The sequence below is a fragment of the Nocardioides islandensis genome (genome assembly GCF_015352455.1).
GTDB lineage: Bacteria > Actinomycetota > Actinomycetes > Propionibacteriales > Nocardioidaceae > Nocardioides > Nocardioides islandensis.
On sequence record NZ_JADKPN010000003.1, the window covers coordinates 254339 to 280355 of the forward strand.

The following is a 26017-nucleotide window of genomic DNA, read 5'->3' on the forward strand; positions in this document are numbered from 1 at the left end:
CGCATCGATCCGCGGTTGACCTGTGGCACCCGTGAGGAGAGACATGAGCGTCAAGAACTTCTCTGCCGTCGCCGAGCTCGGCAATGCCAGCAAGCGCGACGACCTCCCCGCCTTCCGCGCCGGTGACACCGTCAAGGTGCACGTCAAGGTCGTCGAGGGCTCCCGCGCCCGTGTCCAGATCTTCCAGGGCGTGGTGATCCGGGTGCACGGCTCCGGTGTGGGCCGCACCTTCACCGTCCGCAAGGTCTCCTTCGGCGTCGGTGTCGAGCGCACGTTCCCGCTCCACTCGCCGATCTTCGAGAAGATCGAGGTCGTCACCCGTGGTGACGTCCGACGCGCCAAGCTCTACTACCTGCGCAACCTGCGCGGGAAGGCCGCGAAGATCAAGGAGCGGCGCGAGGCCTGAGGGCCGCGTCGCCCTCGGTACCCCCACCCGTTCCCCGCGGCCTGTCCGTGACGACCGAAGACGTCGGCCCGGGCACGGGCGGCTCCGTCCGGCTGGACGAGCCCGAGCGTCGTCGGCAGCTGCCGATGTGGCTCGAGAGCCTGCTGCTCCTGGTGCTGGCCCTCGGGCTGGCCGTCCTGATCAAGGCGCTGCTGGTCCAGGCGTTCTACATCCCGTCGGAGTCGATGGAGCCGGGTCTGGTGCGCAACGACCGGATCCTGGTGCAGAAGGTGTCGTACTGGTTCGGCGGCACCCCCCAGCGTGGCGACGTCGTGGTGTTCAAGGACCCCGGCGGCTGGCTGCCGGAGGAGGACCTGGTCGGCCCGGCCAACCCGGTCACCAAGCTGATGGCCAAGGTGGGGCTGTACCCGTCCGGCGGTCATCTGGTGAAACGGGTGATCGGCGTCGCCGGCGACACCATCCACTGCTGCGACGACCGGGGCCGCCTCGAGGTCAACGGCGTCGCGCTGGACGAGAAGACGTACGCCCGCAAGGGCGGCGCGGCCTGCTTCGGGCCGATGGTCCCCGGGTGCAGCTGGACGGCCGGCCCGGTGCCGGCGGGCACGATCTTCGTGATGGGCGACAACCGGAACGACTCCGCCGACTCGTCGTACCACTTGCGCAAGGCGAACGGCAGGACCAACGACGAGGCGTACGTCCCGGTCGACCTGGTCGTCGGCAAGGTGCTGGTGGTGCTCTGGCCCCATGACCACTTCCGCTGGCTGCACCGTCCCGACGACTTCGCCGGGGTCCCGGACCCCGTCCCCACGACGACGCGTCGCTGAGCCGGTTCTCGGGGTCAGTGGTTAGGCTCTCTCGGTGACCTCCGAGCGCTCCGACGCCTCCGTGCAGACCGAGCAGGAGTCACCGAAGAAGCACCTCCCGCTCTGGCAGGAGACCATCTTTCTCCTGGCTGTCGCGCTCGGTCTGGCCATCCTCATCAAGGCCCTGCTGGTCCAGGCGTTCTACATCCCGTCGGAGTCGATGGAGCCGGGTCTGGTGCGCAACGACCGGATCCTGGTGCAGAAGGTGTCGTACTGGTTCGGCGGCACCCCGCAGCGTGGCGACGTGGTGGTGTTCAAGGACCCGGGCGGCTGGCTCAGCGGCTCCGAGGCCGTCGGACCGCCGAACACGGTGACCAAGCTGATGGCCAAGATCGGGCTGTACCCCTCGGGCGGACACCTGGTGAAGCGCGTCATCGGCGTGTCCGGCGACGTGATCCACTGCTGCGACGACCGGGGTCGGCTCGAGGTCAACGGCGTCGCCTTGAACGAGAAGTCGTACGCCCGCGTGGACGGCGGCCAGGACTGCTACGGACCGATGAAGCCCTGCGAGACCGGCTGGACGGCCGGTCCGGTGCCGGCGGGGCACATCTTCGTGATGGGCGACAACCGCGCCCACTCCGCCGACTCCACGGTGCACATGTGCGACAAGACGGTGACCGACTGCGTGCCCGGGGCGGAGTTCGTGCCGGTCGACCTGGTGGTCGGCAAGGTGTTCGTGCTGCTCTGGCCGCGCTCCCACTTCCACTGGCTGCACCGGCCCTCGACCTTCGCGGACGTCCCCGACGCCGCCCCATGAGCGCCCATGAGTGACCTGCCCCGCGGCCTGACCGTGCGCAGCGACGCCGGCCTCTACGGCTACGAGCGCGCGCTGCGGCGTACCGGCATCGTGCACATCGCCGGCGCCGACGAGGCCGGCCGTGGCGCCTGCGCCGGCCCGCTGGTCGCCGGAGCCGCGATCCTGCGCGACTCGCAGGGCGGCCGGATCCCGGGCCTGGCCGACTCCAAGCTGCTGACCGAGAAGGCGCGCGAGCGCTGCTACGCCCAGATCCTCCGGCGGGCGCTGGCGTGGTCCGTCGTCGTCATCGACTCCGAGGAGTGCGACCGGCTCGGCATGCACGTGGCGAACGTCGAGGCGCTGCGCCGGGCCGTGGCGCTGCTCGACGTGCCGCCGGAGTACGTCCTGACCGACGGCTTCCCGGTCGACGGACTGGGCGTGCCGGGCCTTGCCGTGTGGAAGGGCGACCGGGTGGCGGCCTGCATCGCCGCCGGCTCGGTGCTGGCCAAGGTCACCCGTGACCGGATCATGTGCGAGATGCACGAGCAGTGGCCGGAGTACGACTTCCGCACCCACAAGGGGTACGTCACCGACGCGCACGCGGCCGCGCTCTCCGAGCACGGCCCCTCGCCGGTGCACCGCATGCGGTTCGTGAACGTCCGGCGCGCGGCCGGTCTGGAGCCGCCTCTGGAGGATCTTGTCGGAAGCACTAACGTCGGAGTGGACGCGCGACGAGGGGAGTCAGCATGAGCGCCGAGGATCTCGAGAAGTACGAGACCGAGATGGAGCTCACGCTCTACCGCGAGTACCGCGACGTCGTCGGCATCTTCAAGTACGTCGTGGAGACCGACCGCCGCTTCTACCTCTGCAACCAGGTCGACGTGAAGGCTCGGACCGAGTCCGGCGACGTCTTCTTCGAGGTCTCGATGAGCGACGCGTGGGTGTGGGACATGTACCGCCCCGCCAGGTTTGCCAAGAACGTCAAGGTGCTGACGTTCAAGGACGTGAACGTCGAGGAGCTCAGCCCGTCGGAGATCGACCCACCGAAGGGGTGACGACGGCTGTCGCGTGCACTTGTTGACGCGGGTTCGCATCCTTCTTCCGTCCGTCTAGACGTAGTCGCCCCAGGTTGGGCGAACTGACCGAAAGGCTGATGCCGGCTCCCTACGCTTCTCGTGCGCGACCCACCCCCCAGCGGTCGCGGCCTTTCCCCCGGAGGCCTCGTGAGCACGCCATCGACCCCGTCGCCGTCTCCGTCGCGACGACGGCGCACCGAACGCGGTGCGTCCGCCGTCGAGTTCGCGTTGGTCGCGCCGCTCCTGATCGTGCTTCTCTTCGGCACGATCTCGGCGGGGCTGACGTTCTCCGACCATGTGGCGACGACCAACGCCGCCCGTGAGGGCGCCAGGTACGGCGCGGCCGCCGACGGCGCCCTGGCCACGTGGGGCGCCTCGGTCCAGACCCGCGTGCAGCAGGTGTACTTCAACGCCGCCGGCACGAGCCCCACCGACAACCAGGTGTGCGCCAAGCTCGTCCAGGCCAACGGCACGGTGATCGCCTCCGACTCCGGGACCGCCTGCGGGACCCAGCCGGCTCTCCCGACCATGACCACCGGCAGCTGTGCCGTGGTGGTCTGGATGTCGAAGCCGGGGGTCATCCGTCTCGGGGTCTTCCCCGACCTCAACATGACCCTCCACGCCGACTCCGTGTCCTTCTACGGGCGCACCCTGGACACCCGATGCACCGCAAAGTGACGGTGCGGCAGCGTCCGGAGCGGCGTCGGGACGAGCGCGGCGCCGTGGCGATCATGATCGCTTTCACGCTCACGGCCATCTGCGTGGTCACGGCGATGGTCATGGACTTCGGCCTGGTGCGCCTGGACCGTCAGGTCGACCGTTCGGCCGCGGACTCCGCGACGCTGGCCGGGCTGCACGGACTCAACAAGGACGACGGCATCCCGCACTCGTACGTCGGTGTCTGTGCTGCCGTGCGCTACCTGAAGGCGAACGACCCGCGCTTCGTGGGCATCAACGAGGCCACCGGTTGGAAGGACGGGAACAACGCCGCGACAGGCAACGGGTGCTCGAGCACCGCCCTCACCCTGAAGTCGTGCAAGCCGGCCGACAAGTCGACGTGGGCCAAGTGGCACTGGGCCGGGTCGACCGGGGACCTCAGCATGGACGTGACGATCCAGAGCGGGTTCAGCTTCGCCACGGCTCCCGCACTCCCCGAGGACAGCCTCGCCGCGTCCTCCTCGGACACCACGGACACCACCAAGCGCTACTGCGACACGCTCGCCGTGACGATCGGGCAGAGCCGGAAGCCCGGGCTGGGCAGCCTCGCGACGTCGTCGCGCCTCAGCACGGTCGTGCGCAGCGTCGGTCGGGTCAAGACCGTGCCGGGCAGCAGTGCACCAGCCATGTTGCTGCTCAAGCGGACCGGCTGCCCCGCTCTCCGGACAGGCAACAGCGGAAGCGGGTCGGGCACCTTCATCCACGTCCTCGGCGCCATCACCTCCACCGGGCTGGCGCAAGCCGGAAGCATCCACGCCGACAGCGACGGCACCGGTTGCACCGGCGGCAGCAACAGCAACATCTTCATCGGCGCCCAGGACAGCGGCATCGTCGCCTACGCCGCGCCGCTGGTCAGCAACCCGACGGCGCCCGACCCGACCAAGCCCGGCCTGGTCACGTCGTACGCCGCGGCCACAGGGGCCAACCAGGGTGTCGTGCGCGACCAGCTCGACTACGTGTACGGCAGCACCGCCCTGACCTCGGGTGGCACCCGCAACGAGGTCAGCGCCCGTCCACTGATCACCCGCAAGCTCATCGACGACCGCTACTTCACCGGCGTCAAGGCAGCCATCACCGCGGCGGCACCGATCTTCTCGGCACCGGCAGCGCCGGCCGGCTTCAACAAGACGCTCAACAACTGCACTCCCACCGCAGCCCAGGTCGCGTCCATCACGTCCGCAGACACGCTCTACGTGAACTGCACCGCCAACAACGGGTTCCAGGCCTCCGGCATCACCATCAACGCCAACGCGGTGTACTTCAACGGCACGGTCAACCCCTCCGGGACGTTGAAGATGCCCAATGCGACGAAGGTGTACATCGGCAACCAGGGCAACAAGACGAACGCGCTGGCCATCGGCAACGGTGCGTCGTTCGAGATGAACAACTCCGCGGCCAACATGTCCGGGACCCTGTGCAGCACCGCGGTCAACGCGGGGCTCACCAAGGGCACCCTGTTCATCCGGACGGGCTCGATCGCGGAGTCGAACGGCGGCATGTTGCGTCTGTGCCGCACCACGGCGTTCATGCTGGGCGGTCAGAGCGACGGGTGTGTCCCCGCGACCTCCGGCAACGCTCCCACCACCACCCCGTGCGCCGGGACGCTCGGCACCGGCCAGTTCACCCAGACCGGCGGCGACATCGACTGGACGGCTCCGAACTCGCTCGACCAGACCCTCGACACCACGACGAACACATCGCTCCCCGCTGCCGTGACGGCATGGGCCGACCCGAACGGCCCGGAGGACCTGGCGCTCTGGAGCGAGAGCGCGACCAACACGAGCCAGACCTACAACATGAACGGAGGTGGCATCTTCAACGTGCGCGGCGTGTTCATGGTGCCGAACGCCGACCCCTTCAAGATCAGCGGTGGCGCCGGCATGAACCTCACCAACGCCCAGTACATCGTCACCAGCATCGAGCTCAACGGTGGCACCCAGATCACCATGAAGGTGGACCCCAACTCCGCCGTCACCCTCCCCGACCTCGACCTGGTCGGCCTGATCCGTTAGGAGCAGCGCGCTGAGCCTGCGTAGATCGGTCTAGACAGAGAGTCGTTTACTTTTCCCGAACCACGGGCGCCTACTGCACACTCGACCTAGCATTCGACCACCGCGTCCCTGTCCCCTGGGGCGCCACGGCCGTCGGGGCTCGGAGGAAACGTGGTAGCGCGACTCATCAGATCACGACGTCGGAACGAGCGTGCCGCCGTGGTGGTGGAGTTCGCCCTCGTCATGCCGATCTTCCTGATCCTGGTGTTCGGGGTGATCCAGTACGGCTTGTACTTCTTCGCCATGCAGTCCGGCGCCAACGCAGTCGGTGAGGTCGTGCGGCGGATGAGTGTCGGGGACTGCCAGGGCGCGGGCACAGCCCAGACCCTGGTCTACAAGCGCCTCGGCTCGGCGACGTCGGCCAAGACTGCCTCGGGAGTGACCGTGACGCAGTCCTACACGAAGGACGACGGCACGACGCCCGCTTCGTCGCCGGGTGAGATCGGCGGCACTGTGATGCTGACGGCGACCTTCCCGACCGTCAACCTGCACTTCCCCTTCATCCCCGTCCCGAACAGCGGCAACGTCACGCGCTCGGCGACGGCACGGATTGAAGACATCACAGCGATCACCGGAGGTTGCTCGTGAAGCGCGGACGCGACGAGGCCGGTGCCATCGCCGTCGTCACGGCGCTCATGGCGACCATGCTGCTGATCGTGTCGGCCCTGGCCGTGGACCTGGGCAACACCTACGCCCACAAGCGTGATCGCCAGAAGGACTCGGACCTGGCCACACTCGCGGGCGCCGGCGTCGCCGGCAAGAACCTTCCCGCCACCAGCGGGGGAGCGTGCGCCACGGCCGAGTACACCGGACCCAGGGCCAGCGCTGGGGACCAGGCCGTCAAGGACGTCGCGACGTACTTGACCAAGCAGCTGGGAACGAACATCACGGCGGCCCAGCTGACCGACTGCAAGGTGACGTCGAACGGCGAGGTCTTCTACGGGGTCCCCAAGAAGAACACCACGGGCTCGTGGTCGCTCACGGCGAACAAGAACCAGCTGTCTCTCGTCTCTCCTCCGGACCACGTCGACTTCGGTCTCGCCAACGTCTTCGGCTTCAGCGGCACCGACGTGAACGGCGTGTCGACCGTCGAGATCCGCTCGCCGAAGTTCTCGACCCTTCCCTTCTACGCCTTCGACGGCTGTGACTACGGGCCGCAGACCCTCCAGCAGCCGAACAACGGGCAGTCGGCCACCCTCATCAACCTGTACGCCGGCACCGAACCGTCCCCGGCCAACCAGAACAACGCCACGCTGACGTCGGTGACGCCGAACGCCTACCCCGCCGGCACCGCTACGGGCACGTTGCAGCCGATCGACATCGCCGGCACCAACTTCACGGGCGTGACCGACGTCGGCTTCTTCGAGTCCGGCAACGCGGTGCCCGGACCGGTCCCGGTCAGCGCCAACGCGACCAGCACGCCGTTCACGATCAACGCCGCCGGCACCCAGATCCACTTCAACGACCTCCCTGACGCGACCCGCGGCGTCACCGGTGTCCAGCAGTTCTGGTACATCCGCGTGAAGAAGAACAACCAGTGGTCGGCCGTGTACATCGGCAACGGCCCCAACCCGACCCTGAACGCGCCGAAGCTGACGATCGGCACGCCGCCGCTGCTGTGCGGGCAGGGTTCGTCGACGGGCAACTTCGGCACCCTGCTCCTCTCGCACGCGCCGTACAGCGGGTGGGACGACGTCGGTGCCGCCAACGTCGCCCTCGGACTCACCAACACGCTGGCGATCTATCCACCGGGCGGTCCGGCGGACGGCACCTGCTCATCCGCCCAGACGACGACGGTGCTCTGGCCGACGGACGGCACGAACTGTGTCGACACCGACACCGGCATGTCGGCGAAGGTCGCGACCGGTGGCTTCCTCGGCAAGGGATCGTCCGCGGTGGCGGGCAACCAGTACCTGTTGAAGCCGCGGAACTTGACCAAGTGCGCGAACGGATACACCGCCGAGGCGACGACGGTGCAGTACACCCAGACGATCAACAACGACGTGCTGACGTGCTTCTTCACCGACAACTCGACCCAGATCGCCGATGTCATCGACGAGAACTATCCGGGGCCGCCGCTCATCTCCGCGTCGATCTACGACTCGCCGCGGTTCGGTTACGTCCCCGTTCTCAAGATCCAGCCGGCGCCGGGCGGCAGCAACAAGTACCAGATCATCGACTTCCGACCCTGCTTCATCACCGACCAGCCACCGTCGGCCATCAAGGGAGACGGACCGCTCTACACGAGCGGGAACTCGATCAACGGCATCACCACGGACAACAACGGGGTGAAGTCGGTCCAGGTCATCTTCCTCGACGCGGACGCGCTGCCCAACCCGCCGGTCAAGAACGGAACCGTCAACTACACGGGTTCCGGCCAGAAGATCCCACTTCTCGTCAACTGAGTCGGCCGTTCGCGTCGGCGCCGAGCCTGACCGGATGACCTGACGGGAGTGACTCTCCCGGGGCCCACTTTCCGTCCGCACACGGTCTTCCCGCACCCCTTCTCCCCAGTCGTCGCGGCTCCGGCGCCTCGTCGTCGGTCCTCTCGCGCAGGCTGCGTCGAGAGGAGGACAGCCATGGACGACGGGACCGACCGGACCAAGCAGGGACTGGGCAGGTACGGCGAGACGCTCGCCGCGCGCGAGCTCACCGACGCGGGGATGGTGCTGCTCGAGCGCAACTGGCGCTCGTCGTCGGGCGAGATCGACCTGCTGCTGCGCGACGGCGACGTGCTGGTGGTGTGCGAGGTGAAGACGCGGACGACCGACGCCTGCGGGCTCCCGCACGAGGCCGTGGACGACGCGAAGGTCGCCCGCCTGCGCCGGGTGGCCGACGAGTGGCTGGGCGCCCACGTGGCCGCACCGCGGGAGGTACGGGTGGATCTCGTCGCCGTCATCCGGCCGCCCAAGGGGCCGTCCGTCGTCGAGCACGTGCGGGGGATCGGCTGATGCCGGTCGCGACGACGTACACCACCTGGCTCCAGGGCGTCACCGGCCACCTCATCGAGGTGCAGGCCGACGTCTCCAGCGGGGTCGTGGCGACCACCGTCGTGGGCCGCGCCGACGTGGCCATCAACGAGGCGCGCGAGCGCTGCCGGATGGCGATCATCAACAGCGGCCTCCAGTGGCCGGCCAGCAAGCGCATCACGATCCTGCTGTCACCGGCCGACCTGGCCAAGCGCGGCACCCACTTCGACCTGGCTATGGCCGTCGCCGTGCTCGCCGCCCAGGGCAAGGTCGTCGGCGACCTGAGCCGCGCGCTGTTCATCGGGGAGCTCACGCTCGCCGGTGGCCTGCGCTCGGTGCCCGGGGTGCTGCCGATGGTGCTGGCCGCCTCCCACCACGGCCTCACGCAGGTGTTCGTGCCCGAGCCCCAGGTGCGCGAGGCGTCCATGGTGCCGGGTGTGTCCGTCTACGGCCTGCGGTCGCTGGCCCAGGTGGTCGCCCTCATCAACGCCGAGGAGGTGCCCGAGGCGCCGCCCGTGGCGGGTCCGGCGACCGGGAGCCTGCTCGCCTGGCGCGGGGAGTCGCGCCTCGACGAGCTCGACCTCGCCGACGTCGACGGCATGGCCGACGCCAAGCTCGCGGTGGAGGTGGCCGCCGCGGGCGGCCACCACCTGATGCTGGTCGGGCCCAAGGGCGCCGGCAAGACGACCCTGGCCGAGAGGCTGCCCGGCGTGCTGCCCGACCTGACGGCGGAGGAGTCGCTGGAGCTGACGGCGATCCACTCGCTGGCGGGCGCCCTGGCTCCGGGCGACGACCTGATCGTGCGACCACCGTTCTTCGCCCCGCACCACGACGCGAGCCGGGTCGGCATCCTCGGCGGCGGCACCGGCCGGGTGCGTCCCGGAGACGTCAGCCGCGCCCACAACGGCGTGCTCTTCCTCGACGAGTTCCCGCTGTTCCACTCCGACGTGATCGAGGCGCTGCGCCAGCCGCTCGAGAGCGGCGAGGTGACGATCACCCGGGGCGAGGAGAGCGCGACGTTCCCCGCCCGCGGCCTGGTGGTGATGGCCTGCAACCCGTGCCCGTGCGGCAACTTCCACGCGCATGCCCGGCTCAACCGGTGCGACTGCCTCGAGTCGGCCCGCCGGTCCTACCGCCGCAAGATCACCGGGCCGATCACCGACCGCGTCGACATCACGAGATACGTCGAGCCCGTCTCTCCCGACGAGCGCAACGACCTGTTCGCGGTCCGCGAGTCCTCGGAGGTGGTCCGGGCCCGGGTCGCCGCCGCTCGCGAGCGGCAGGCGGTGCGCTACGCGGGCCGCAGCTGGCGACTCAACTCGCAGGCTCCTGGTCCCGTGCTCCAGCGCGAGTGGCCGCTGGCTCCCGAGCTCCAGCAACGGACCGACGAGGACGTCCGCAAGGGACGGCTGACGCGTCGCGGAGCCACTCGCGTGCACCGGCTCGCCTGGACGCTCGCCGACCTCGACGAGGTGTCCCAGCCCGGATTCACCCAGCTCGACTGCGCGCTCCGCCTGCGGTCGGGCGAGCCGCTGCTCGACGCCAGCCTGCGCCGGAGGGCCGGATGACCGCGTCCGAGGCCGATCGGCTGGCCCGCGTGGCGCTGGCGTCCCTCGGCGAGCCGGGTGACCCGCGGATGGCCTCACTGGTCGCCCAGCTCGGGGCCCCTGCCCTGCGTGACCACCTGCTCGAGGCGCCCGACCCCGACCGCCCGGCCGGTCTCGACGCGGCCGAGCAGCGGATGCGGCGGGATGTGGCCGTCCGCCTCGCGTCCGTCGACCCGGCGCGTGACCTGTCCCGTGCCGAGCGCCTGGGCATCCGCTTCGTGGTCCCGGGAGGCGACGAGTGGCCCTCGCGGCTGGACGACCTGATGGCGGCCGAGACGCTCCACGAGCGCGGCGGGCCACCCCTCGGACTATGGGTCAAGGGGCCGATCCGCCTCGACGAGCTCGAGCGGTCGGTGGCGTTCGTGGGCTCGAGGTCCGCCACGACCTACGGCACCTCGGTCGCGGCCGACCTCGCGGCCGGGGTCGCGCACGCCGGCTACGCCGTCGTCTCGGGCGCCGCCTTCGGCGTCGACCAGGCCGCGCACCGCGGTGCCCTGGCGGCGGGTGGCCGCACCGTCGCGGTGCTCGCCTGCGGGGTCGACAGGGCGTACCCGACCGCCCACAAGCCCCTGCTCGACCACCTCGGCCGGCACGGCGCCGTGGTGTCCGAGCTCGCGCCGGGCCGGTCGCCCACGCGCGTCCGGTTCCTCACCCGCAACCGGCTGATCGCCGCACTGACCCGGGGCACCGTCGTGGTCGAGGCGGCCGTGCGCAGCGGCGCGTTGAACTCCGCCGGCTGGGCCTCCCGGCTGCACCGCCCCCTGATGGGCGTGCCCGGGCCGGTGTCGGTGGCGCAGTCCGAGGGGGTGCACCACCTGGTCAGGACAGGCGCCGCGACGCTCGTCACGACCGCCGACGAGGTGCTGGAGATGGTCGGGGCCAGTGGGGAGCACCTGGTGACACGACCCCGTGGGGCGACCACCGACCGGGACCGGCTTCCCGAGCGTGTCCGCCAGGTGCTGGAGGCGGTCCCGCGGCGCCAGGCCGCCGGCGTCGAGTCCGTCGCCCGCACCGCCGGCATCCACCTGATCGACACGCAGGCGACACTCAGCCGTCTCGAGCGCCTGGGTTTCGTCGAACAGGTGGCCCACGGCTGGCGACTCAGGGCGACCAATGCGGGCGTTTCGCCTGCGCAGACAGCAGAAATTCCTACGATGGGACCATGACCTCATCGCTCTCCCCCCGAGCACGGTCTGAGTACGCAGCCACCGTGGTCACCCCTGCCTCCTTCGGGCGCCGTCATGGACGGATCTCGCGCGCCTTGGGCAACGTCCGCTCTGCCGTTACCCGGATCCGCCGAAGCCACTCCAGCGTCGGCACCCTTGCCGTGATCCGCCGCTCGAACGGCGCCTTCGTCGTCAACGTCGACGCCGGCACGCGCGAGCACGCCGACGACCTGCTCCACCTGGTCCGCGAGCAGCTGGCGACCATGACCGTCGCCCAGTTCGAGCGGGCGTGGGGCATCGACCGGCAGGTCGACCGGGTCATCCAGCGCCACCTCGACGGCGGCGGCGTGGAGCCCGTGGTTGCGCCGATCAGCGGCCGCCGCGCACTACCCTCGGCTGGGTGAGCCGGACTCGCTCCGAAGCCTCGGACGAGCACCTGTCCGAGCCCATGACCGCGGCACTTGCCGCGTTCGAACGACACCTCGCGGTCGAGCGCGACCTGAGCGCGCACACCGTCCGGGCGTACCTCGGCGACGTCAGCAGCCTCCTCGGCCACGCCGCGAGGCTCGGCCGTGACGACCCCGGGGACGTCGACCTGCGCACCCTGCGCAGCTGGCTGGCCAACCAGCAGGTGACCGGCCGATCGCGCACGACCCTGGCTCGCCGGGCCACCGCCGCGCGGGTCTTCACCGCGTGGCTGGCCCGCACCGGCCGGGCGTCCGCCGACCACGGCGCCAGCCTGGGATCGCCCAAGCAGCTGCGCACGCTGCCCCCCGTGCTGCGCGCCGACGAGGCCGACCAGCTGGTCCGCAACGCCGCCGACGCCGCCGACGACGGCAGCCCGCTCGGGCTGCGGGACGCCGCGATGCTCGAGCTGTTGTACGCCACCGGCATCCGTGTCGGCGAGCTGGTGGCCCTGGACCTCGACGACGTCGACCGCGAGCGCAACCTGGTGCGGGTCTTCGGCAAGGGCCGCAAGGAGCGCAGCGTCCCGTTCGGGCACCCGGCGGCGCGAGCGCTGGACCGCTGGGTGACGGAGGGTCGGGCCGCCCTCATGACCGACGGCGCCGGTGGCGCCCTCTTCCTCGGCGCCCGCGGTCGCCGGATCGACCAGCGGGCCGTGCGTACCCTCGTGCACCGGCGGATCGCGGAGGTGCCCGGTGCGCCGGACATCGGCCCGCACGGACTGCGGCACACAGCCGCCACCCACCTGCTCGAGGGTGGCGCCGACCTGCGGGCCGTGCAGGAGCTGCTCGGTCACGCCTCGCTGGCGACCACCCAGCTCTACACGCACGTCACGACGGACCGGCTCCGACGGGCCTACCAGCAGGCGCACCCCCGCGCCTAGGGAGGCGCCCGCGGCAGCCACCACACGCGCGAGAACCAGGTGGCCAGGAGCGTGGCGTACGCCGATGCGGCCGGGCGAGCGACGAAGGGCCTGGCGACCAGTGGCACCGGCTCGTCGCGCCACAGCGGCAGGAGCCGCACCGGGCCGGCCCCGACGAGCCGCAGCGGGTCGAGGTAGGTCTCGCCCTCCTTCCACCCCCAGTGCAGGCACGACCGCGGCAGGCAGTGGGAGCCGGCGGTCGCCAGCGAGCCGATCACCCCACCTTGCGCCACGGCGTCCCCGACGGCGACCGAGGCCGCAACGGGCTCGTAGGTCGTCCTCGTGGCGCCGTGGTCGACCACGACCACCCCGCGCCCGGCCAGGACCCCGGCGAACGTGATGGTCCCGGCGAGCGCTGCGTGCACCGGCTGGCCGGGCGAGCCCAGCAGGTCGACCCCGCGGTGACCCGAGCCCCAGACCACGTCGGGAGGGTCGAAGCCCCGGAGAACCTCCGGGTCGGGCTGCAGCGGCCAGACCCCGACCGGGTCGGTGCCGTCGGCTGCCGCGGGGGTCGTCGGCAGGCCCACGAGCGCCGCCACGAGGAGCGGTGCGAGCAGCGCCGCGGCGAGTCTGCGGGACCAGGTCATGCCTGCGAGGATCCGACGTACCTCGGACACCGAGGTGGTCGGGAACGGCGAGCGGTGGAGAAGGGGTGCGGGAACCCGGGCTGTGGACGGCAACCGGGCACCCCGGGCCGGGCTCGCTCGATTGGCCGGGTGTGCACCTGCGGCGTAGGCTGACCCCTGCGGCTCCTCCGGGAGCTGACTTCGCACGTCCGCAGACCACGACGGCGCTCTGACTTCTGGGGCACCGACCGCCCGTGGGCGAGCCTCCTCGGTCCTGGCCGGCAACGGTCGGGTCGGAGCTCGCGCAGGCGTCAGGGCGACCGGCACCCGCCGGCCGCGACAACTGAGAGACAACCGGAGAGCGTGCACCCGGCCCGTCCTGCCTCAAGGTCGGGCAGACGGGAACGCCCTCCACCTACAGGAGAAATCAGATGGCAGTCGTCACCATGCGCCAGCTCCTCGAGAGCGGCGTCCACTTCGGTCACCAGACCCGTCGCTGGAACCCGAAGATGAAGCGCTTCATCATGACCGAGCGCAACGGCATCTACATCATCGACCTGCAGCAGTCGCTGGCCTACATCGACCGCTCCTACGCCTTCATCAAGGAGACCGTCGCGCGCGGCGGCACGATCATGTTCGTGGGCACCAAGAAGCAGGCCCAGGAGGCGATCGCCGAGCAGGCGATGCGCGTCGGGATGCCCTACGTCAACCAGCGCTGGCTGGGCGGCATGCTCACCAACTTCCAGACCGTGCACCAGCGGATCAACCGCCTCAAGGAGCTCGACGAGATCGACTTCGACAACGTCGCCGGCTCGGGTCGCACGAAGAAGGAGCTCCTCCAGATGCGCCGCGAGCGCGACAAGCTCGACAAGTCGCTCGGTGGCATCCGTGAGATGACGCGTACGCCGGCCGCCGTCTGGATCGTCGACACCAACAAGGAGCACCTGGCCGTCGAGGAGGCGCGCAAGCTGCGCATCCCGATCGTCGGCATCCTCGACTCCAACTGCGACCCCGACGAGGTCGACTTCCCGATCCCGGGCAACGACGACGCCATCCGCGCGGTCGGCCTGCTGACCCGCGTGATCGCCGACGCCGTCGCCGAGGGCCTCATCGCCCGCTCGGGCGTGAAGACCGAGGGCGCCGAGGCCGGCGCCGAGGAGCCGCTGGCCGAGTGGGAGCGCGAGCTGCTGGGCGGCGACGCCGAGCAGGCCGCCGTGACCGCCACCGGGGGCGACGAGACCTCCGAGGCCCCGGCCGAGGAGTCCACCGGCGCCGCCGCCGAGGCGACCGAGGCCGTCGAGGCCGCGGCCGAGGCGACCGAGGAGCCCGCCGCCGAGGTCACCGAGGAGGCACCCGCCACCGAGGCGCCCGCCGACGAGGCCCCCGCCGCGGAGGAGCCGGCCGCCACGGAGGCGCCCGCCGACGAGGCCCCCGCCGCGGAGGAGCCGGCCGCCGACGAGGCGCCCGCCGACGAGGCCCCCGCCGCGGAGGAGCCGGCCGCCGACGAGGCGCCCGCCGACGAGCCCGCCGACGAGGCCAAGGCCTGACCCACCACCCACCGACTGCGAGAAAGGCCGGGGAACACATCCATGGCTAGCTTCACCGCCGCCGACGTCAAGCGGCTCCGCGAGTCCACCGGCGCCGGCATGATGGACTGCAAGAAGGCCCTCGAGGAGGCCGACGGCGACTTCGACGCCGCCGTCGACATCCTGCGCACCAGGGGCGCCGCCAAGGCCGCCAAGCGCGGCGCCGAGCGCGAGGCCTCCGCCGGCCTCGTCGCGCACGCCCCCGGCGTGCTGGTCGAGCTCAAGTGCGAGACCGACTTCGTCGCCAAGGGCGAGGACTTCGTCGCCGCCGCCCAGCGGATCGCCGACGCCGCCGCCGAGGCCGCCCCGGCCGACGTGGAGGCACTCAAGGCCCTCAGCCTCGGCGACCAGACCGTCGGCGAGCTCGTCGAGGGCCTGGCCATCTCCATCGGCGAGAAGATCGAGCTGGGCCAGTACGTCTACTTCGACGGTCCCGTCGTCGCCTACCTGCACAAGCGCGCGGCCGACCTGCCGCCCGCCATCGGGGTCCTCGTCGAGTACGCCGGCGACGCCGACGCGGCTCGCGACGCCGCCAAGCAGGTCGCGGCCATGCGCCCGCAGTACCTCACCCGCGACGAGGTCCCGGCCGACGTCGTGGCGAAGGAGCGGGAGATCGCCGAGGCGACCTCCCGCGAGGAGGGCAAGCCCGAGCAGGCGATCGCCAAGATCACCGAGGGCCGCCTCAACGGGTTCTTCAAGGACGTCGTCCTGCTGGAGCAGCCGTCGGTGACCGAGAACAAGAAGACCGTCAAGGCGGTGCTCGACGAGTCCGGCACGACCCTGACCCGGTTCGCGCGTTTCGAGGTCGGGGCTTAAGCGTTCGGGCCCGAGCAGGTAGGTTCCTGCCTGACATCAGAGGAGGCCGGTTGCGATGACTCAGCCACGAGCATCGCGACCGGCCCCTTTGCTATCTACCGGAAGGAACGCCTCCGCGTGACCCAGTACCAGCGCGTCCTGCTCAAGCTCTCGGGTGAGGAGTTCGGCGGCGGCAGGCTCGGGGTGGACCCCGACGTCGTCTCGCGGATTGCTCGGGAGATCGCCTCCGTCTCGGCGGCCGGCTTCCAGATCGCCGTCGTCATCGGCGGCGGCAACTTCTTCCGCGGCTCCGAGCTGCGCCAGCGCGGCATGGACGGCGTGCGCGCCGACTACATGGGCATGTTGGGCATCGTGATGAACTGCCTGGCGCTCCAGGAGTTTCTCGAGCAGCGCGGCGTCGTCACCCGCGTGCAGACCGCGATCACCATGGGCCAGATCGCCGAGCCCTACATCCCGCTGCGCGCGATCCGGCACCTGGAAAAGGGCCGCGTCGTGATCTTCGGCGCCGGCATGGGGCTGCCGTTCTTCACCACCGACACGGTCGCCGTCCAGCGGGCCCTGGAGACCCACTGCGACGCCGTGCTCTTCACCAAGAACGGCGTCGACGGCGTCTACTCCGCCGACCCGAAGAAGGACCCGACCGCCACCAAGTTCGAGACGCTCACCTACGACGAGGCGATCAGCCGCGACCTCCGGGTGGTCGACCAGACGGCATTCACGCTGGCGGCGGAGAACAAGCTGACCATGATCGTGATGGGCCTCGAGCCCGAGGGCAACATCCTCCGTGCCGCCCAGGGTGAGAAGATTGGCACGCTCGTGAGCGCCGGCTGAAGAACGCCTCGCGCACACGTTCCCCAAGACAACAAGGAGCTCCCGGTGATCAACGACATCCTCAACGAGGCCGACGGCAAGATGGACAAGTCGGTCGAGTCGACGCGCGAGGAGTTCGCCGCGATCCGCGCGGGCCGGGCCAACCCCAACATGTTCAGCAAGATCATGGTCGACTACTACGGCACGCCCACGCCGATCCAGCAGCTCGCCGGCTTCACCGCGCCCGAGGCGCGGATCATCCTGGTCGCGCCGTACGACATGGGCGCCATCGGCAACATCGAGCGGGCGATCCGCGACTCCGACCTCGGCGTGAACCCCGCGAACGACGGCAAGGTGCTGCGCTGCGTGTTCCCCGAGCTGACCGAGGAGCGCCGCAAGGAGTACATCAAGGTCGCTCGTACCAAGGCCGAGGACGGTCGCGTGGCCATCCGCAACCTGCGCCGGCACGCCAAGCAGAGCCTGGAGAAGCTGGAGAAGGACGGCGAGGTCGGCAAGGACGACGTCACCGGGGCCGAGAAGCGGCTCGACGGGATGACCAAGATCCACACCGACAAGATCGACGACCTGCTCAAGCACAAGGAAGCTGAGCTCCTCGAGGTCTGAGGCGACCACACCTCATGACGCGGATCCCATGACCGAGGCCGACATCCCGGCGCAGAAGGACCACGGCCGCGCCGGTCGCGACCTTCGGGCCGCCGTGGCGTCGGCCGTCGTGCTGCTCGCGGCGATCGCGCTGTCGCTGGCGTTCTGGAAGCCCGCGTTCATGCTGATCGTGGCCGCCGCCGTCGTGGTCGCGATCTGGGAGCTGCACCGGGGTCTGCAGGCCAAGCAGATCGACATCCCCGAGCAGCCCCTGATGCTCGGCGGCGTGGTGATGGTCGTCGTCGCCTACTTCTTCGGCGCGCCCGCGCTCGTCACCGCCACCGCGGTCACCGCGCTGGTGACGATGCTGTGGCTGCTGCGCCGCGGCGTACCGGGGTACGTCCAGAACGCCTCCGCGAGCGTCTTCGTGCTCGTCTACGTCCCGTTCCTCGGCTCCTTCGTGGCCCTGCTCCTGGCCGAGGGCGGCTCCTGGGACTTCGAGCGCTGGGACGACGGCGTCAAGGGCATCGTGGTGTTCATCCTGGTGACGATCGCCTCCGACATCGGCGGGTACATCGCGGGCGTCCTCTTCGGCCGCCACCCGATGGCCCCGGTCATCTCTCCCAAGAAGTCCTGGGAGGGGTTCGCCGGCTCGGCGGTCTTCTGCGTCGGTGTCGGGGTGGGCCTCGTCGTCTGGATGCTCGACGGCGACTGGTGGGTCGGCGTCGCGCTCGGTCTCATCACCGTCGTGATGGCCACCCTGGGCGACCTGTGCGAGTCCGTCATCAAGCGCGACCTCGGCATCAAGGACATGAGCCAGGTCGTCCCGGGCCACGGCGGCCTGATGGACCGCCTCGACTCGCTGCTCGCCACGATCGCGCCCATCTGGTTGCTGCTCCACTACGCCGTCTTCTGACGGATTTCTGGCACCCTGTCGGCGTGAGCAACCCGTACGGCGGCGGTCCTGACGAGCCGCGCCAGATCCGCGGCGGCCTCGTCGCTCTCGGCATCGTCCTCGGCCTGGTGGCCACCTTCGTCTGGCTGTCCATCGTCTTCGTGGTCGCCCTGAGCCAGGAGAACCAGTCCGGGCGTGTTCCGGACTGGCTGGTCTTCGTGCTCTTCGTGGTGCCGCTGCCGCTGGCGATCCTGCTGCTGGTGCTGCGGCGTACCCGTCAGGCCGCGGCCGGCTTCGTGATGGGCCTGGCGATCGGCACCCTGATCCTGGCGGGTCTCTGCAGCGGCATCGTCGCCCTGCCGGCTCTCGGAGCCTGATGTACCCCACCCTCGGCGACCTCCTGCACCATCCGTGGGGCGCCGACCTGCCCGTCGGCACCCACGGCTTCTTCGTGCTCGTCGGCGTGCTGGCCGCCGGACTGGTCTTCGTCCACGAAGCGCGCCGGAGGGGGCAGACCGACGAGCGGATCCTGTACGTCGTGATGGGCGCTCTCGTGGGCGGGGCGATCTTCATGCGGCTGGGCACCTGGCTCCAGCACGTCGACCTGCGGCAGAACGCGTCGTTCGCCGAGCAGTGGCTCTACGGCAACCGGTCCATCCTCGGCGGCCTGGTCGGTGCCTGGCTGGGCGTGCACGTCGCCAAGCGGGTCACGGGCTACCGCGCCCGGACCGGGGACCTCTTCGCACCGGCCGTCGCCCTCGGGATGGCGGTCGGCCGCATCGGCTGCCTGCTCACCGAGCAGCCGGGCACCCCGACCGGACACGGCTGGGGCATCACCCTCGACGCGGGCGCGGCCGCGCGGACCGGCTCGCCGGCCGGCGTCCCCCTGCACCCGTCGTTCGTCTACGAGATCGCCTTCCACCTGGCGGCGTTCGCGGTGATCTGGTGGTGGCTGCGGCACCGCAGCCTGCCGCCGGGGGAGTCGTTCGTCTGGTACGTCGCGGCGTACGCCGTCTTCCGCTTCCTCGTCGAGTTCGTGCGCGGCAACGACGTCGCCTGGGAGGGGCTCACCCGCCCGCAGCTGTTCCTGCTGGCCACCATCCCGCTCGTCCTCGCGCGCATCGCCTGGCAGGTGAAGCGGGGCGCCTATCGTGACGCCATGGTCCCGACCGGCCCGACCGCCGACGAGCTGGTCGCATGAGCGGGATGCCCCTGCGCGGCGACCGGATCCACCGCTACGTCAACGCGTTCTGCCCGGTCTGCCACGAGGAGCGCCCGGACCGCCCGCTGGAGGAGGTCCAGCGGCTCTCGGGCTGGCTGGTCGAGCGCGACGACCGGATCTGGCTCGAACGCGGCTGCGCGACGCACGGGCTGGTGCGCACGCTGTACGACGAGTCGCCGGAGATCCTGCGCTACCTCGAGCAGTGGACGGCGCCGACCAAGCGGCACGAGCCCGACGTCCGCGGCAACTTCAAGCCCGTGCCCGCGGCGTACGCCGACGGCCTGCCCGAGATGCAGACCCAGCACACCTGCATCCTGCTCGAGGACCTGCTCGACCACTGCAACCTCAAGTGCCCGACCTGCTTCGCCGAGTCCTCGCCCGCCCGGGCGTCGGTCGCGCCTCTCGAGGAGGTGCTGGCGTCGGTCGACACCCGCCTCTCCCGCGAGAACGCCCGCATCGACGTGCTGATGCTGTCCGGCGGGGAGCCGACCCTCTACCCGTACCTCGCCGAGCTGCTCGACGCCGTCGCCGAGCGGCCGATCGTGCGCGTGCTGGTGAACACCAACGGGCTGCGCATCGCCCAGGACGACGACCTGCTCGACCTCCTGACCCGGCACCGCGAGCGCGTCGAGGTGTACCTCCAGTACGACGGGGAGTCGGCCGGGGCCTCGGCGTACCACCGCGGCGCGGACATCCGCCGGTTCAAGGACCGCGCGATCGAGCGGCTGTCGGCCAGCGGCATCTTCACCACTCTCACCATGACCGCGGCCCTCGGCGTGAACGACGACGAGATCGGCCACGTGGTGAAGCGCGCGCTGACCACGCCGTACGTCGGCGGGGTGACCATCCAGCCGGTGTTCGGCAGCGGTCGGACCGGCGCCATCGACCCGCTGGACCGGCTCACCCACACCGGGGTGCTGGCGCGGCTGGAGCAGCAGACGTCCGGCCAGGTGACGTGGGAGGACCTCACCGCGCTGCCGTGCTCGCACCCGCACTGCTGCTCGGTCGGCTACCTGCTGCGCGACGACTCCGGCACCTGGCAGTCGCTGACCACGCTCATCGGCCACGACCGGCTCAAGCAGTGGCTGGACCTCGAGCCGGACCTGCTGGCCAACCGGATCGCCGACGACGTCATCCCGTCGGCGATGAAGGACGTCGTCAAGCAGTCCCTGCTCGACCTGCTGTCCGAGCAGTCGAGCCTCTCGCACCCGTCGATGGCGTCGATCTGGCGCGACATCTGCACCAGCTGCGACATCGGCATCGGCACCCTCACGGCGCTGGCGACCGGGTCGCTCCCCGGTCAGCGCAAGAAGCTGCGGGCGATGCTGGGGGAGCGGGTGCTGCGCGTGACGGTCAAGCCGTTCATGGACATGAACACGATGATCGAGGAGCGGCTCACCCAGTGCTGCGTGCACGTGGCGACCGTGAACGGCGAGACCGGCGACCACCAGTGCGCGCCGTTCTGCGCCGTCCAGGCCTGGCGTCCCCTGGGCGACAGCCGCATCTCGACGGCCACGGGACTCCCTCTCGTGGAGACCTCGGCATGAATACCCCACGGAACTGCGGGCTCCCCCCGCTTCGCTCCTCCCGCCCGCACTTCCGCGGGGACCCCAAGAGATGAGCGACCCCCGCCTGGTCGAGCCCGACCGCGGACCGGCCCCTGGGCAGCCAGGGCCGTACGACCCGCTCCGACTCTGCATCTTCGCCACCGTCGCCCTGCTCGGCTGGGTGCTCGGCCCGCTCGCGCTGACGTTCTTCGCCGTCCTCGGCGTCACGGGGTACCTGAAGGCGCGTCGCGCCGGTCTGCTGCGCTCGAAGTGCCTGCTCGGGGACACCCGCAACGTGCTGGCGTACCTCGGCCTGCTCGCGCTCCTGGGCCTCGCCGGCGTGGTGTGGGCGGTGACCAGCGGGAGCTACTGGTTCGCGTGGTGATGCCCACGCCGGGGGGTGAGGGCGTCTAGCCTGGAGGCAACCCCGCCCCCCGGGAGGACCCCATGACCCATGACCCAGCCACCCGACGAGCCACCCGACGACTCGACCGGCGAGCAGGCGGGCGGGCCGTGGCAGCCGCCGGGTCCCCCACCACCAGCACCGCCACCACCGCCGGCGTACCCGTCGTACCCGTCGTACCCACCGCCCTACGGTCAACCGGGACAGCCGGGACAGCCGCCCCCGCCGCCGAACCCGTACGGCGCGAGGCAGAGCTACCCGTACCAGCCCATCGACTCCGGCGGCATGTCCGCGACGGCCAAGATCGTGCTGGGCGCGGTGATGGGGCTGTTCGGCGGGTTCGTGCTGTGGTTCGTGGCCGCGATCTCCTTCGTAGGTGCGGGCGACGAGACGTCCTTCCTGCTCTTCGCCGCACTGGCGCCGATCGTCGTGCCGATGCCGTTGCTCATCTGGAGGACCACCCGCCCGTGGGCGGTCGGGCTGCTGATCGGCACGGCGATCTCCTCGATCGGCCTGTCCAGCCTGTGCTCGTCCATGCTCAGCGGCGTCTGACGAGAGGACCCGGACGATGAACGCCGGCCTGCAGGACCCGCCCGTGGAGGCCCAGGAGCGGCCGCCGGACTTCTGGCACCGCAGCCACCCGACGTTCACCGCGTTGGCCGGGTTCTTCTCCGGGCTGCTGTACGTCGTGCTGGTGCCGGCGGCCTTCGTCGGCCTGCTGCACCTGGTCGTCGACGACGACACGACCAACGACCTGTTCCCGTTGGTGCTGGTGTCGCTGGCCGTCCCCTTCGGGCTGGTCGCCTCCCACCGCACGCGTCGGTTCGGGGGCTACATGCTGGCCGGGATGGCGATCACCGCGGTCGTGGTGCTCGGCGTGGCCGGCCTGGTGATCTGGTTCATGGTGCAGCGCGACCAGTGACCGGGAGTGAGGGCCCGGCGGTTAGGGCAAGGGCTGCCCCAGCCGGGATACTCGGAGCGATGAACGACCGCCCCACCCTCCCCCTCGTGATGAGCGAGCCGCGCGGCCGCGCCAAGCCGCCGCGGCACCTCGCCGACCTCGACGAGGGTGGCCGCAGGGCGCTGCTGGAGGAGATGGGGCTGCCCGGCTTCCGCGCCAAGCAGCTCTCCACCCACTACTTCGCCCGGCTGGTCGACGACCCGTCCGAGATGACCGACCTGCCGGCCGGCCAGCGCGACGAGCTCGTGTCGGCACTCCTGCCGGACCTGATGACCCCGCTGCGGACGCTCGAGGCCGACCGCGGCACGACCCGCAAGACGTTGTGGAAGCTCTTCGACGGCGCCCTCGTCGAGTCGGTGCTGATGCGCTACCCCGACCGGGTCACCATCTGCGTCTCCAGCCAGGCGGGGTGCGGGATGGCCTGCCCGTTCTGCGCCACCGGCCAGGGCGGCCTCCAGCGCAACATGTCCACCGCCGAGATCGTCGAGCAGGTCGTGGCGGGCGCCCGTTCGCTGGCCCGCGACGAGGTGCCGGGCGGACCCGGCCGTGTCTCCAACGTGGTCTTCATGGGGATGGGGGAGCCGCTCGCCAACTACAAGGCCGTCATCGGCGCCGTACGCCGTCTGACCGACCCTTCTCCGGCCGGGCTCGGCATGTCCGCGCGCGGCGTCACGGTCTCCACCGTGGGGCTCGTGCCGCGGATCAACCAGCTCACCGACGAGGGCATCCCGGTCACGCTGGCGCTGAGCCTGCACGCGCCCGACGACGAGCTGCGCAACGAGCTGGTGCCGATCAACACCCGGTTCTCCGTCGCCGAGACCGTCGAGGCCGCGTGGAACTACGCGCGGGTGACCAAGCGCCGGGTGTCCATCGAGTACGCCATGATGCGCGGCATCAACGACCAGGGCTGGCGCGCCGACCTGTTGGCCGAGGTGCTGAACGGGTACGGCGACTGGGGATGGGTGCACGTCAACCTGATCCCGCTGAACCCGACGCCCGGCTCGAAGTGGACCGCGTCCGACCCGGCCGACGAGCGCGAGTTCGTCCGTCGCCTCGAGTCGCACGGCATCCCGACCACCGTCCGTGACACGCGCGGCCGCGAGATCGACGGCGCGTGCGGTCAGCTGGCGGCCACCGAGTCGTGACCGTCCCGGACGACGTGGTCGCAGCGGCCAGCAGGGCCTGGAACTGGGTGCCGCCCAACGCCACCAAGGTCGAGACCGACGAGTACCTCCTGCTCCGCATGCCCGAGTGGTTCGGCATCGGCCTGGAGCTGATGCGCCTCGACCCCGTACGGCCGGTCGACGTCGTGGTCGACGAGGTGCTCGGGCACGCCCGGGAGTTCGGGCTCCCGGAGGTCAACTGCTGGGTCAAGCTGCACAACGACCCGTCGCTGCACGACGTGTTCCAGCAGCGCGGCGGCGTGCTGGACGAGACGCTCGACGTCTTCGCCCTGGACCTGGCGCCGGGCGCGCCGGACCTCGGCGTACCGGGGTCCCTCGAGCTGCGGTGGGCCACCGACCTGGACACGATGCGCGACAACCTCCTGGTGGCCGCCGAGGTCTTCGGCGACTCGATGCCGCCCGAGGACGAGCTCCTCGCCGAGGTCGAGCGCGCGCAGCAGGACGCGGTCGCCGGCAGCGGGTCGGTCGTCGCCTACCTCGACGGCGTAGCCGTCGGCTGTGGCGGGCTGTCGCTCGTCGACGGAGTGGCCCGGCTGTGGGGTGGCGCGGTGCGTGAGGACGCCCGCAGCCGCGGCGCCTACCGCGCCGTGCTGGACGCCCGGCTGCGGCGCGGGCTGGAGCGCGGCGCCACCATGGCCCTGGTCAAGGGCCGGATCCAGACGTCCGGGCCGATCCTGCGTCGCGCCGGCTTCGAGGTCTACGGCCAGGAACGTTCGTACCTCGTGCCGCTCTGAGTCCTCACGGCCGCACCGTGATGCAGTCCTTCGTGAAGTAGGCGCCGTCGTCGCTGGACTTCCGGCCCCACGGCCCGACGTTCCCCAGCGTGTCGACGGCCCGGGCCCGCGCGCAGTAGCGGATCCCCGGCCGTCCCCTCAGGGTCAGGGTCCGGTCGATCTGGAGCGGTCCCTTGTGGGTACGACGGTCGAAGACGCCCCAGGGGCCCAGGTCGCCCGGCGGGCCGAAGCGCACCTGCACGGTCGAGATGCGGATCCCCGACGGGTCGTCGCTGTGGAAGCCCAGGCGCAACATCCTCGGGTGGTGCTTGGCGCGCCGGATCCCCCACCAGATCGTGTTCGGGCCCTCGTCGTCGATGAACGACGTGCGCAGCCGCTCGCCCTGCGGGACGGTGTCGACGTACCAGACCACCGGCAGGCTGCCGGCCCGGGACAGGCCGGCGTCCACCACGGTGTCCGTGCCGGACACCAGCACCGGGCTGCTCCACCGGTCGCCACGGCCCCTGGTCGTGACGACCGAGCTGCCCTGGCGCCACAGCACGAGGTCGTCGCTTCGCCGGGCTCCGACCGCGATCCCGGTGGCCGGACCGGTGCTCACCTGCTCCGCAGGGGCGAAGACTCCGTCCTGGTCAGCCCGCCACACCCTCACGCCGTGGTCGTCCGCGGTGGCCACGGCCAGACGGGTCGTGACCGCCCGGCCACGAGGCCGGGGCTCCGTGACGCGGTCGTGCACGGCGAAGGGCGCCGGCGCGGGACCGAGCACCGTGGGGGCGCCGAGCCCGGGCGCGAGGACGCGGCTCGTCAACGCCGGGACGCCGTCGGTCCCCACCTGGCGGTACAGCAGCTGGGTCTGCCCGGAGTACGCGAAGGCCGGGTCGGCACACCCCGGTCCGGCCGGGGTGACGGTGGACTCACAGAACGGTTGGTCGTCGGTCCAGGTGATGCCGTCGGTCATGGTGCCGGTGCGCAGTCGCAGGCTCTGGGACCCGCCCTGGGTCGTGCGGTAGGCGACCAGGAGCCGTGTGCCGACCCAGTACGCGCGCACCTGGTCGATCGAGGGCAGGGGGCCGAGGACCGCCTGCGGGGGACCGAAGGTGAACCGCTCGTTGATCGCGTCCACCGTCACCAGGACCAGGTAGGTGCGGAACTGTCCGTCAGGTTGCCGATAGGTCCACACGACGGCGGCGCGCGTCCCCTCACCTCCGTCGGCGACGGTCAGCTCGACGGGGTTGCCCATGAGCTCGGTGCCCGGCACCGGCGACGGCCCGAACAGCACGCCGAACGAGGTGCCGAGACCGCCGGACACGCCGATGCCGACGACCTGCAGCACGCCGCGGCCCACGTCGTACCAGCTCATCAACCCGGCGCCGGTGTCGAAGGCGCCGATCCGGGTGACTCCGGCGGACAGGTTCGTGACCGAGCCCGCGCTCAGCGGCGGGCCCTCCGCGAGGTGCACCGCGCTGGATCCGAGCCCCCGGGAGACCCAGACCGCTCGGTTCGCCGAGCCCGAGTCCGAGCTCGCGTAGCGGGCGAGCACCTGGGGGTTCTCGATGTCGACGCTGGTGTCGAGGGTGGTGGCGGCCGGCCACGGCTGCGCACGGTCGGCCGGGACCGGCGGCACGGCTCCAGCCGTCGTCATCGGGAGGAGGGGGCCTCCACCGAGGCACAGCAGCCCCAGCGCGGCGGTGGCGATGCGGCGCGGGGTCCTCATG

Annotated in this window: 29 protein-coding genes; 27 read left to right on the top strand and 2 right to left on the bottom strand. The window is 71.0% G+C overall.

What is annotated here, in order from left to right:
• Nucleotides 1-43 precede the first annotated feature (43 nt).
• The 14 genes from rplS to ISU07_RS08690 all read left to right on the top strand — a co-directional run bounded on the left by rplS (nt 44) and on the right by ISU07_RS08690 (nt 12939).
• On the top strand, nt 44-406 hold the full coding sequence (rplS, locus tag ISU07_RS08625; RefSeq protein ID WP_194706358.1) for a 50S ribosomal protein L19: 363 nt from the start codon (nt 44-46) through the stop codon (nt 404-406).
• Between the two features lie 47 nt (nt 407-453).
• Nucleotides 454-1230 carry a signal peptidase I gene (gene lepB, locus ISU07_RS08630; RefSeq protein ID WP_323742504.1) on the top strand — a complete coding sequence of 259 codons (777 nt, stop codon included), beginning with the start codon at nt 454-456 and terminating at the stop codon, nt 1228-1230.
• Nucleotides 1231-1264: 34 nt separating this feature from the next.
• Complete coding sequence (gene lepB / locus ISU07_RS08635; protein ID WP_194706359.1) at nt 1265-2026, top strand: signal peptidase I; 762 nt, start codon at nt 1265-1267, stop codon at nt 2024-2026.
• Between the two features lie 6 nt (nt 2027-2032).
• Entirely contained in the window at nt 2033-2755 is a 723-nt protein-coding gene (locus ISU07_RS08640; protein ID WP_194706360.1) for a ribonuclease HII, read from the top strand.
• Nucleotides 2752-3060, top strand: a complete 309-nt coding sequence (locus tag ISU07_RS08645; RefSeq protein ID WP_194706361.1) for a DUF2469 domain-containing protein — start codon at nt 2752-2754, stop codon at nt 3058-3060. Before ISU07_RS08640 ends, ISU07_RS08645 begins: the two co-directional genes overlap by 4 nt.
• Before the next feature lie 168 nt (nt 3061-3228).
• A complete protein-coding gene (locus ISU07_RS08650; protein ID WP_194706362.1) occupies nt 3229-3759 on the top strand; it encodes a TadE/TadG family type IV pilus assembly protein in 531 nt (176 codons plus the stop codon).
• Nucleotides 3744-5810: a TadE/TadG family type IV pilus assembly protein gene (locus ISU07_RS08655; protein ID WP_194706363.1), complete on the top strand. Its 2067-nt coding sequence runs from the start codon at nt 3744-3746 to the stop codon at nt 5808-5810. The genes ISU07_RS08650 and ISU07_RS08655 overlap by 16 nt, the downstream gene beginning before the upstream one ends.
• Nucleotides 5811-6008: 198 nt before the next feature.
• Complete coding sequence (locus ISU07_RS08660) at nt 6009-6437, top strand: TadE/TadG family type IV pilus assembly protein (RefSeq protein WP_194706364.1); 429 nt, start codon at nt 6009-6011, stop codon at nt 6435-6437.
• Nucleotides 6434-8254, top strand: a complete 1821-nt coding sequence (locus tag ISU07_RS08665) for a TadE/TadG family type IV pilus assembly protein (RefSeq protein WP_194706365.1) — start codon at nt 6434-6436, stop codon at nt 8252-8254. The genes ISU07_RS08660 and ISU07_RS08665 overlap by 4 nt, the downstream gene beginning before the upstream one ends.
• 174 nt (nt 8255-8428) lie before the next feature.
• Nucleotides 8429-8800, top strand: coding sequence for a YraN family protein (locus tag ISU07_RS08670; RefSeq protein WP_194706366.1), 372 nt, complete (start codon nt 8429-8431; stop codon nt 8798-8800).
• Nucleotides 8800-10386, top strand: a complete 1587-nt coding sequence (locus ISU07_RS08675; RefSeq protein ID WP_194706367.1) for a YifB family Mg chelatase-like AAA ATPase — start codon at nt 8800-8802, stop codon at nt 10384-10386. Before ISU07_RS08670 ends, ISU07_RS08675 begins: the two co-directional genes overlap by 1 nt.
• Nucleotides 10383-11591 carry a DNA-processing protein DprA gene (dprA, locus tag ISU07_RS08680; protein WP_194706368.1) on the top strand — a complete coding sequence of 403 codons (1209 nt, stop codon included), beginning with the start codon at nt 10383-10385 and terminating at the stop codon, nt 11589-11591. The genes ISU07_RS08675 and dprA overlap by 4 nt, the downstream gene beginning before the upstream one ends.
• A gap of 161 nt (nt 11592-11752) precedes the next feature.
• A complete protein-coding gene (locus ISU07_RS08685) occupies nt 11753-11995 on the top strand; it encodes a hypothetical protein (protein WP_194706369.1) in 243 nt (80 codons plus the stop codon).
• A 44-nt stretch (nt 11996-12039) separates the two neighbouring features.
• Nucleotides 12040-12939, top strand: coding sequence for a tyrosine recombinase XerC (locus ISU07_RS08690; RefSeq protein WP_194706432.1), 900 nt, complete (start codon nt 12040-12042; stop codon nt 12937-12939).
• Here ISU07_RS08690 and ISU07_RS08695 read toward each other — a convergent pair.
• Entirely contained in the window at nt 12936-13565 is a 630-nt protein-coding gene (locus ISU07_RS08695) for a M23 family metallopeptidase (RefSeq protein ID WP_194706370.1), read from the bottom strand. The two genes, ISU07_RS08690 and ISU07_RS08695, sit on opposite strands and share 4 nt — an antisense overlap.
• 410 nt (nt 13566-13975) lie before the next feature.
• Between ISU07_RS08695 and rpsB the strand changes: the two genes are divergently transcribed.
• From rpsB to ISU07_RS08760, 13 genes are all read left to right on the top strand, one after another.
• Complete coding sequence (gene rpsB / locus ISU07_RS08700) at nt 13976-15091, top strand: 30S ribosomal protein S2 (RefSeq protein ID WP_194706371.1); 1116 nt, start codon at nt 13976-13978, stop codon at nt 15089-15091.
• A gap of 42 nt (nt 15092-15133) precedes the next feature.
• Nucleotides 15134-15946, top strand: a complete 813-nt coding sequence (tsf, locus tag ISU07_RS08705) for a translation elongation factor Ts (RefSeq protein ID WP_194706372.1) — start codon at nt 15134-15136, stop codon at nt 15944-15946.
• A gap of 117 nt (nt 15947-16063) precedes the next feature.
• Nucleotides 16064-16777, top strand: coding sequence for a UMP kinase (gene pyrH, locus ISU07_RS08710; protein ID WP_194706373.1), 714 nt, complete (start codon nt 16064-16066; stop codon nt 16775-16777).
• Between the two features lie 48 nt (nt 16778-16825).
• On the top strand, nt 16826-17380 hold the full coding sequence (gene frr / locus ISU07_RS08715; RefSeq protein ID WP_323742509.1) for a ribosome recycling factor: 555 nt from the start codon (nt 16826-16828) through the stop codon (nt 17378-17380).
• Between the two features lie 28 nt (nt 17381-17408).
• A complete protein-coding gene (locus tag ISU07_RS08720) occupies nt 17409-18275 on the top strand; it encodes a phosphatidate cytidylyltransferase (RefSeq protein ID WP_194706375.1) in 867 nt (288 codons plus the stop codon).
• Nucleotides 18276-18298: 23 nt separating this feature from the next.
• Complete coding sequence (locus ISU07_RS08725) at nt 18299-18631, top strand: hypothetical protein (RefSeq protein WP_194706376.1); 333 nt, start codon at nt 18299-18301, stop codon at nt 18629-18631.
• Nucleotides 18631-19455, top strand: a complete 825-nt coding sequence (locus ISU07_RS08730) for a prolipoprotein diacylglyceryl transferase (RefSeq protein ID WP_194706377.1) — start codon at nt 18631-18633, stop codon at nt 19453-19455. Before ISU07_RS08725 ends, ISU07_RS08730 begins: the two co-directional genes overlap by 1 nt.
• Nucleotides 19452-21023 carry a radical SAM protein gene (locus tag ISU07_RS08735; protein WP_228521510.1) on the top strand — a complete coding sequence of 524 codons (1572 nt, stop codon included), beginning with the start codon at nt 19452-19454 and terminating at the stop codon, nt 21021-21023. Before ISU07_RS08730 ends, ISU07_RS08735 begins: the two co-directional genes overlap by 4 nt.
• Before the next feature lie 70 nt (nt 21024-21093).
• The gene (locus ISU07_RS08740) at nt 21094-21408 is read left to right on the top strand and encodes a hypothetical protein (protein ID WP_194706378.1); all 315 of its coding nucleotides are present in this window, start codon (nt 21094-21096) and stop codon (nt 21406-21408) included.
• Nucleotides 21409-21477: 69 nt separating this feature from the next.
• Nucleotides 21478-21978: a hypothetical protein gene (locus ISU07_RS08745; RefSeq protein WP_194706379.1), complete on the top strand. Its 501-nt coding sequence runs from the start codon at nt 21478-21480 to the stop codon at nt 21976-21978.
• A 16-nt stretch (nt 21979-21994) separates the two neighbouring features.
• Nucleotides 21995-22348, top strand: a complete 354-nt coding sequence (locus ISU07_RS08750) for a hypothetical protein (protein WP_194706380.1) — start codon at nt 21995-21997, stop codon at nt 22346-22348.
• Nucleotides 22349-22407: 59 nt separating this feature from the next.
• Nucleotides 22408-23532 carry a 23S rRNA (adenine(2503)-C(2))-methyltransferase RlmN gene (gene rlmN, locus ISU07_RS08755; RefSeq protein ID WP_194706381.1) on the top strand — a complete coding sequence of 375 codons (1125 nt, stop codon included), beginning with the start codon at nt 22408-22410 and terminating at the stop codon, nt 23530-23532.
• Entirely contained in the window at nt 23529-24305 is a 777-nt protein-coding gene (locus tag ISU07_RS08760; protein WP_194706382.1) for a GNAT family N-acetyltransferase, read from the top strand. The genes rlmN and ISU07_RS08760 overlap by 4 nt, the downstream gene beginning before the upstream one ends.
• Nucleotides 24306-24309: 4 nt before the next feature.
• On the opposite strand, the gene ISU07_RS08765 is transcribed toward ISU07_RS08760, so the two are convergent.
• Nucleotides 24310-26016 (bottom strand): hypothetical protein, encoded by a 1707-nt coding sequence (locus ISU07_RS08765; RefSeq protein WP_194706383.1) that lies wholly within the window; start codon nt 26014-26016, stop codon nt 24310-24312.
• Between the last annotated feature and the right edge of the window lies 1 nt (nt 26017).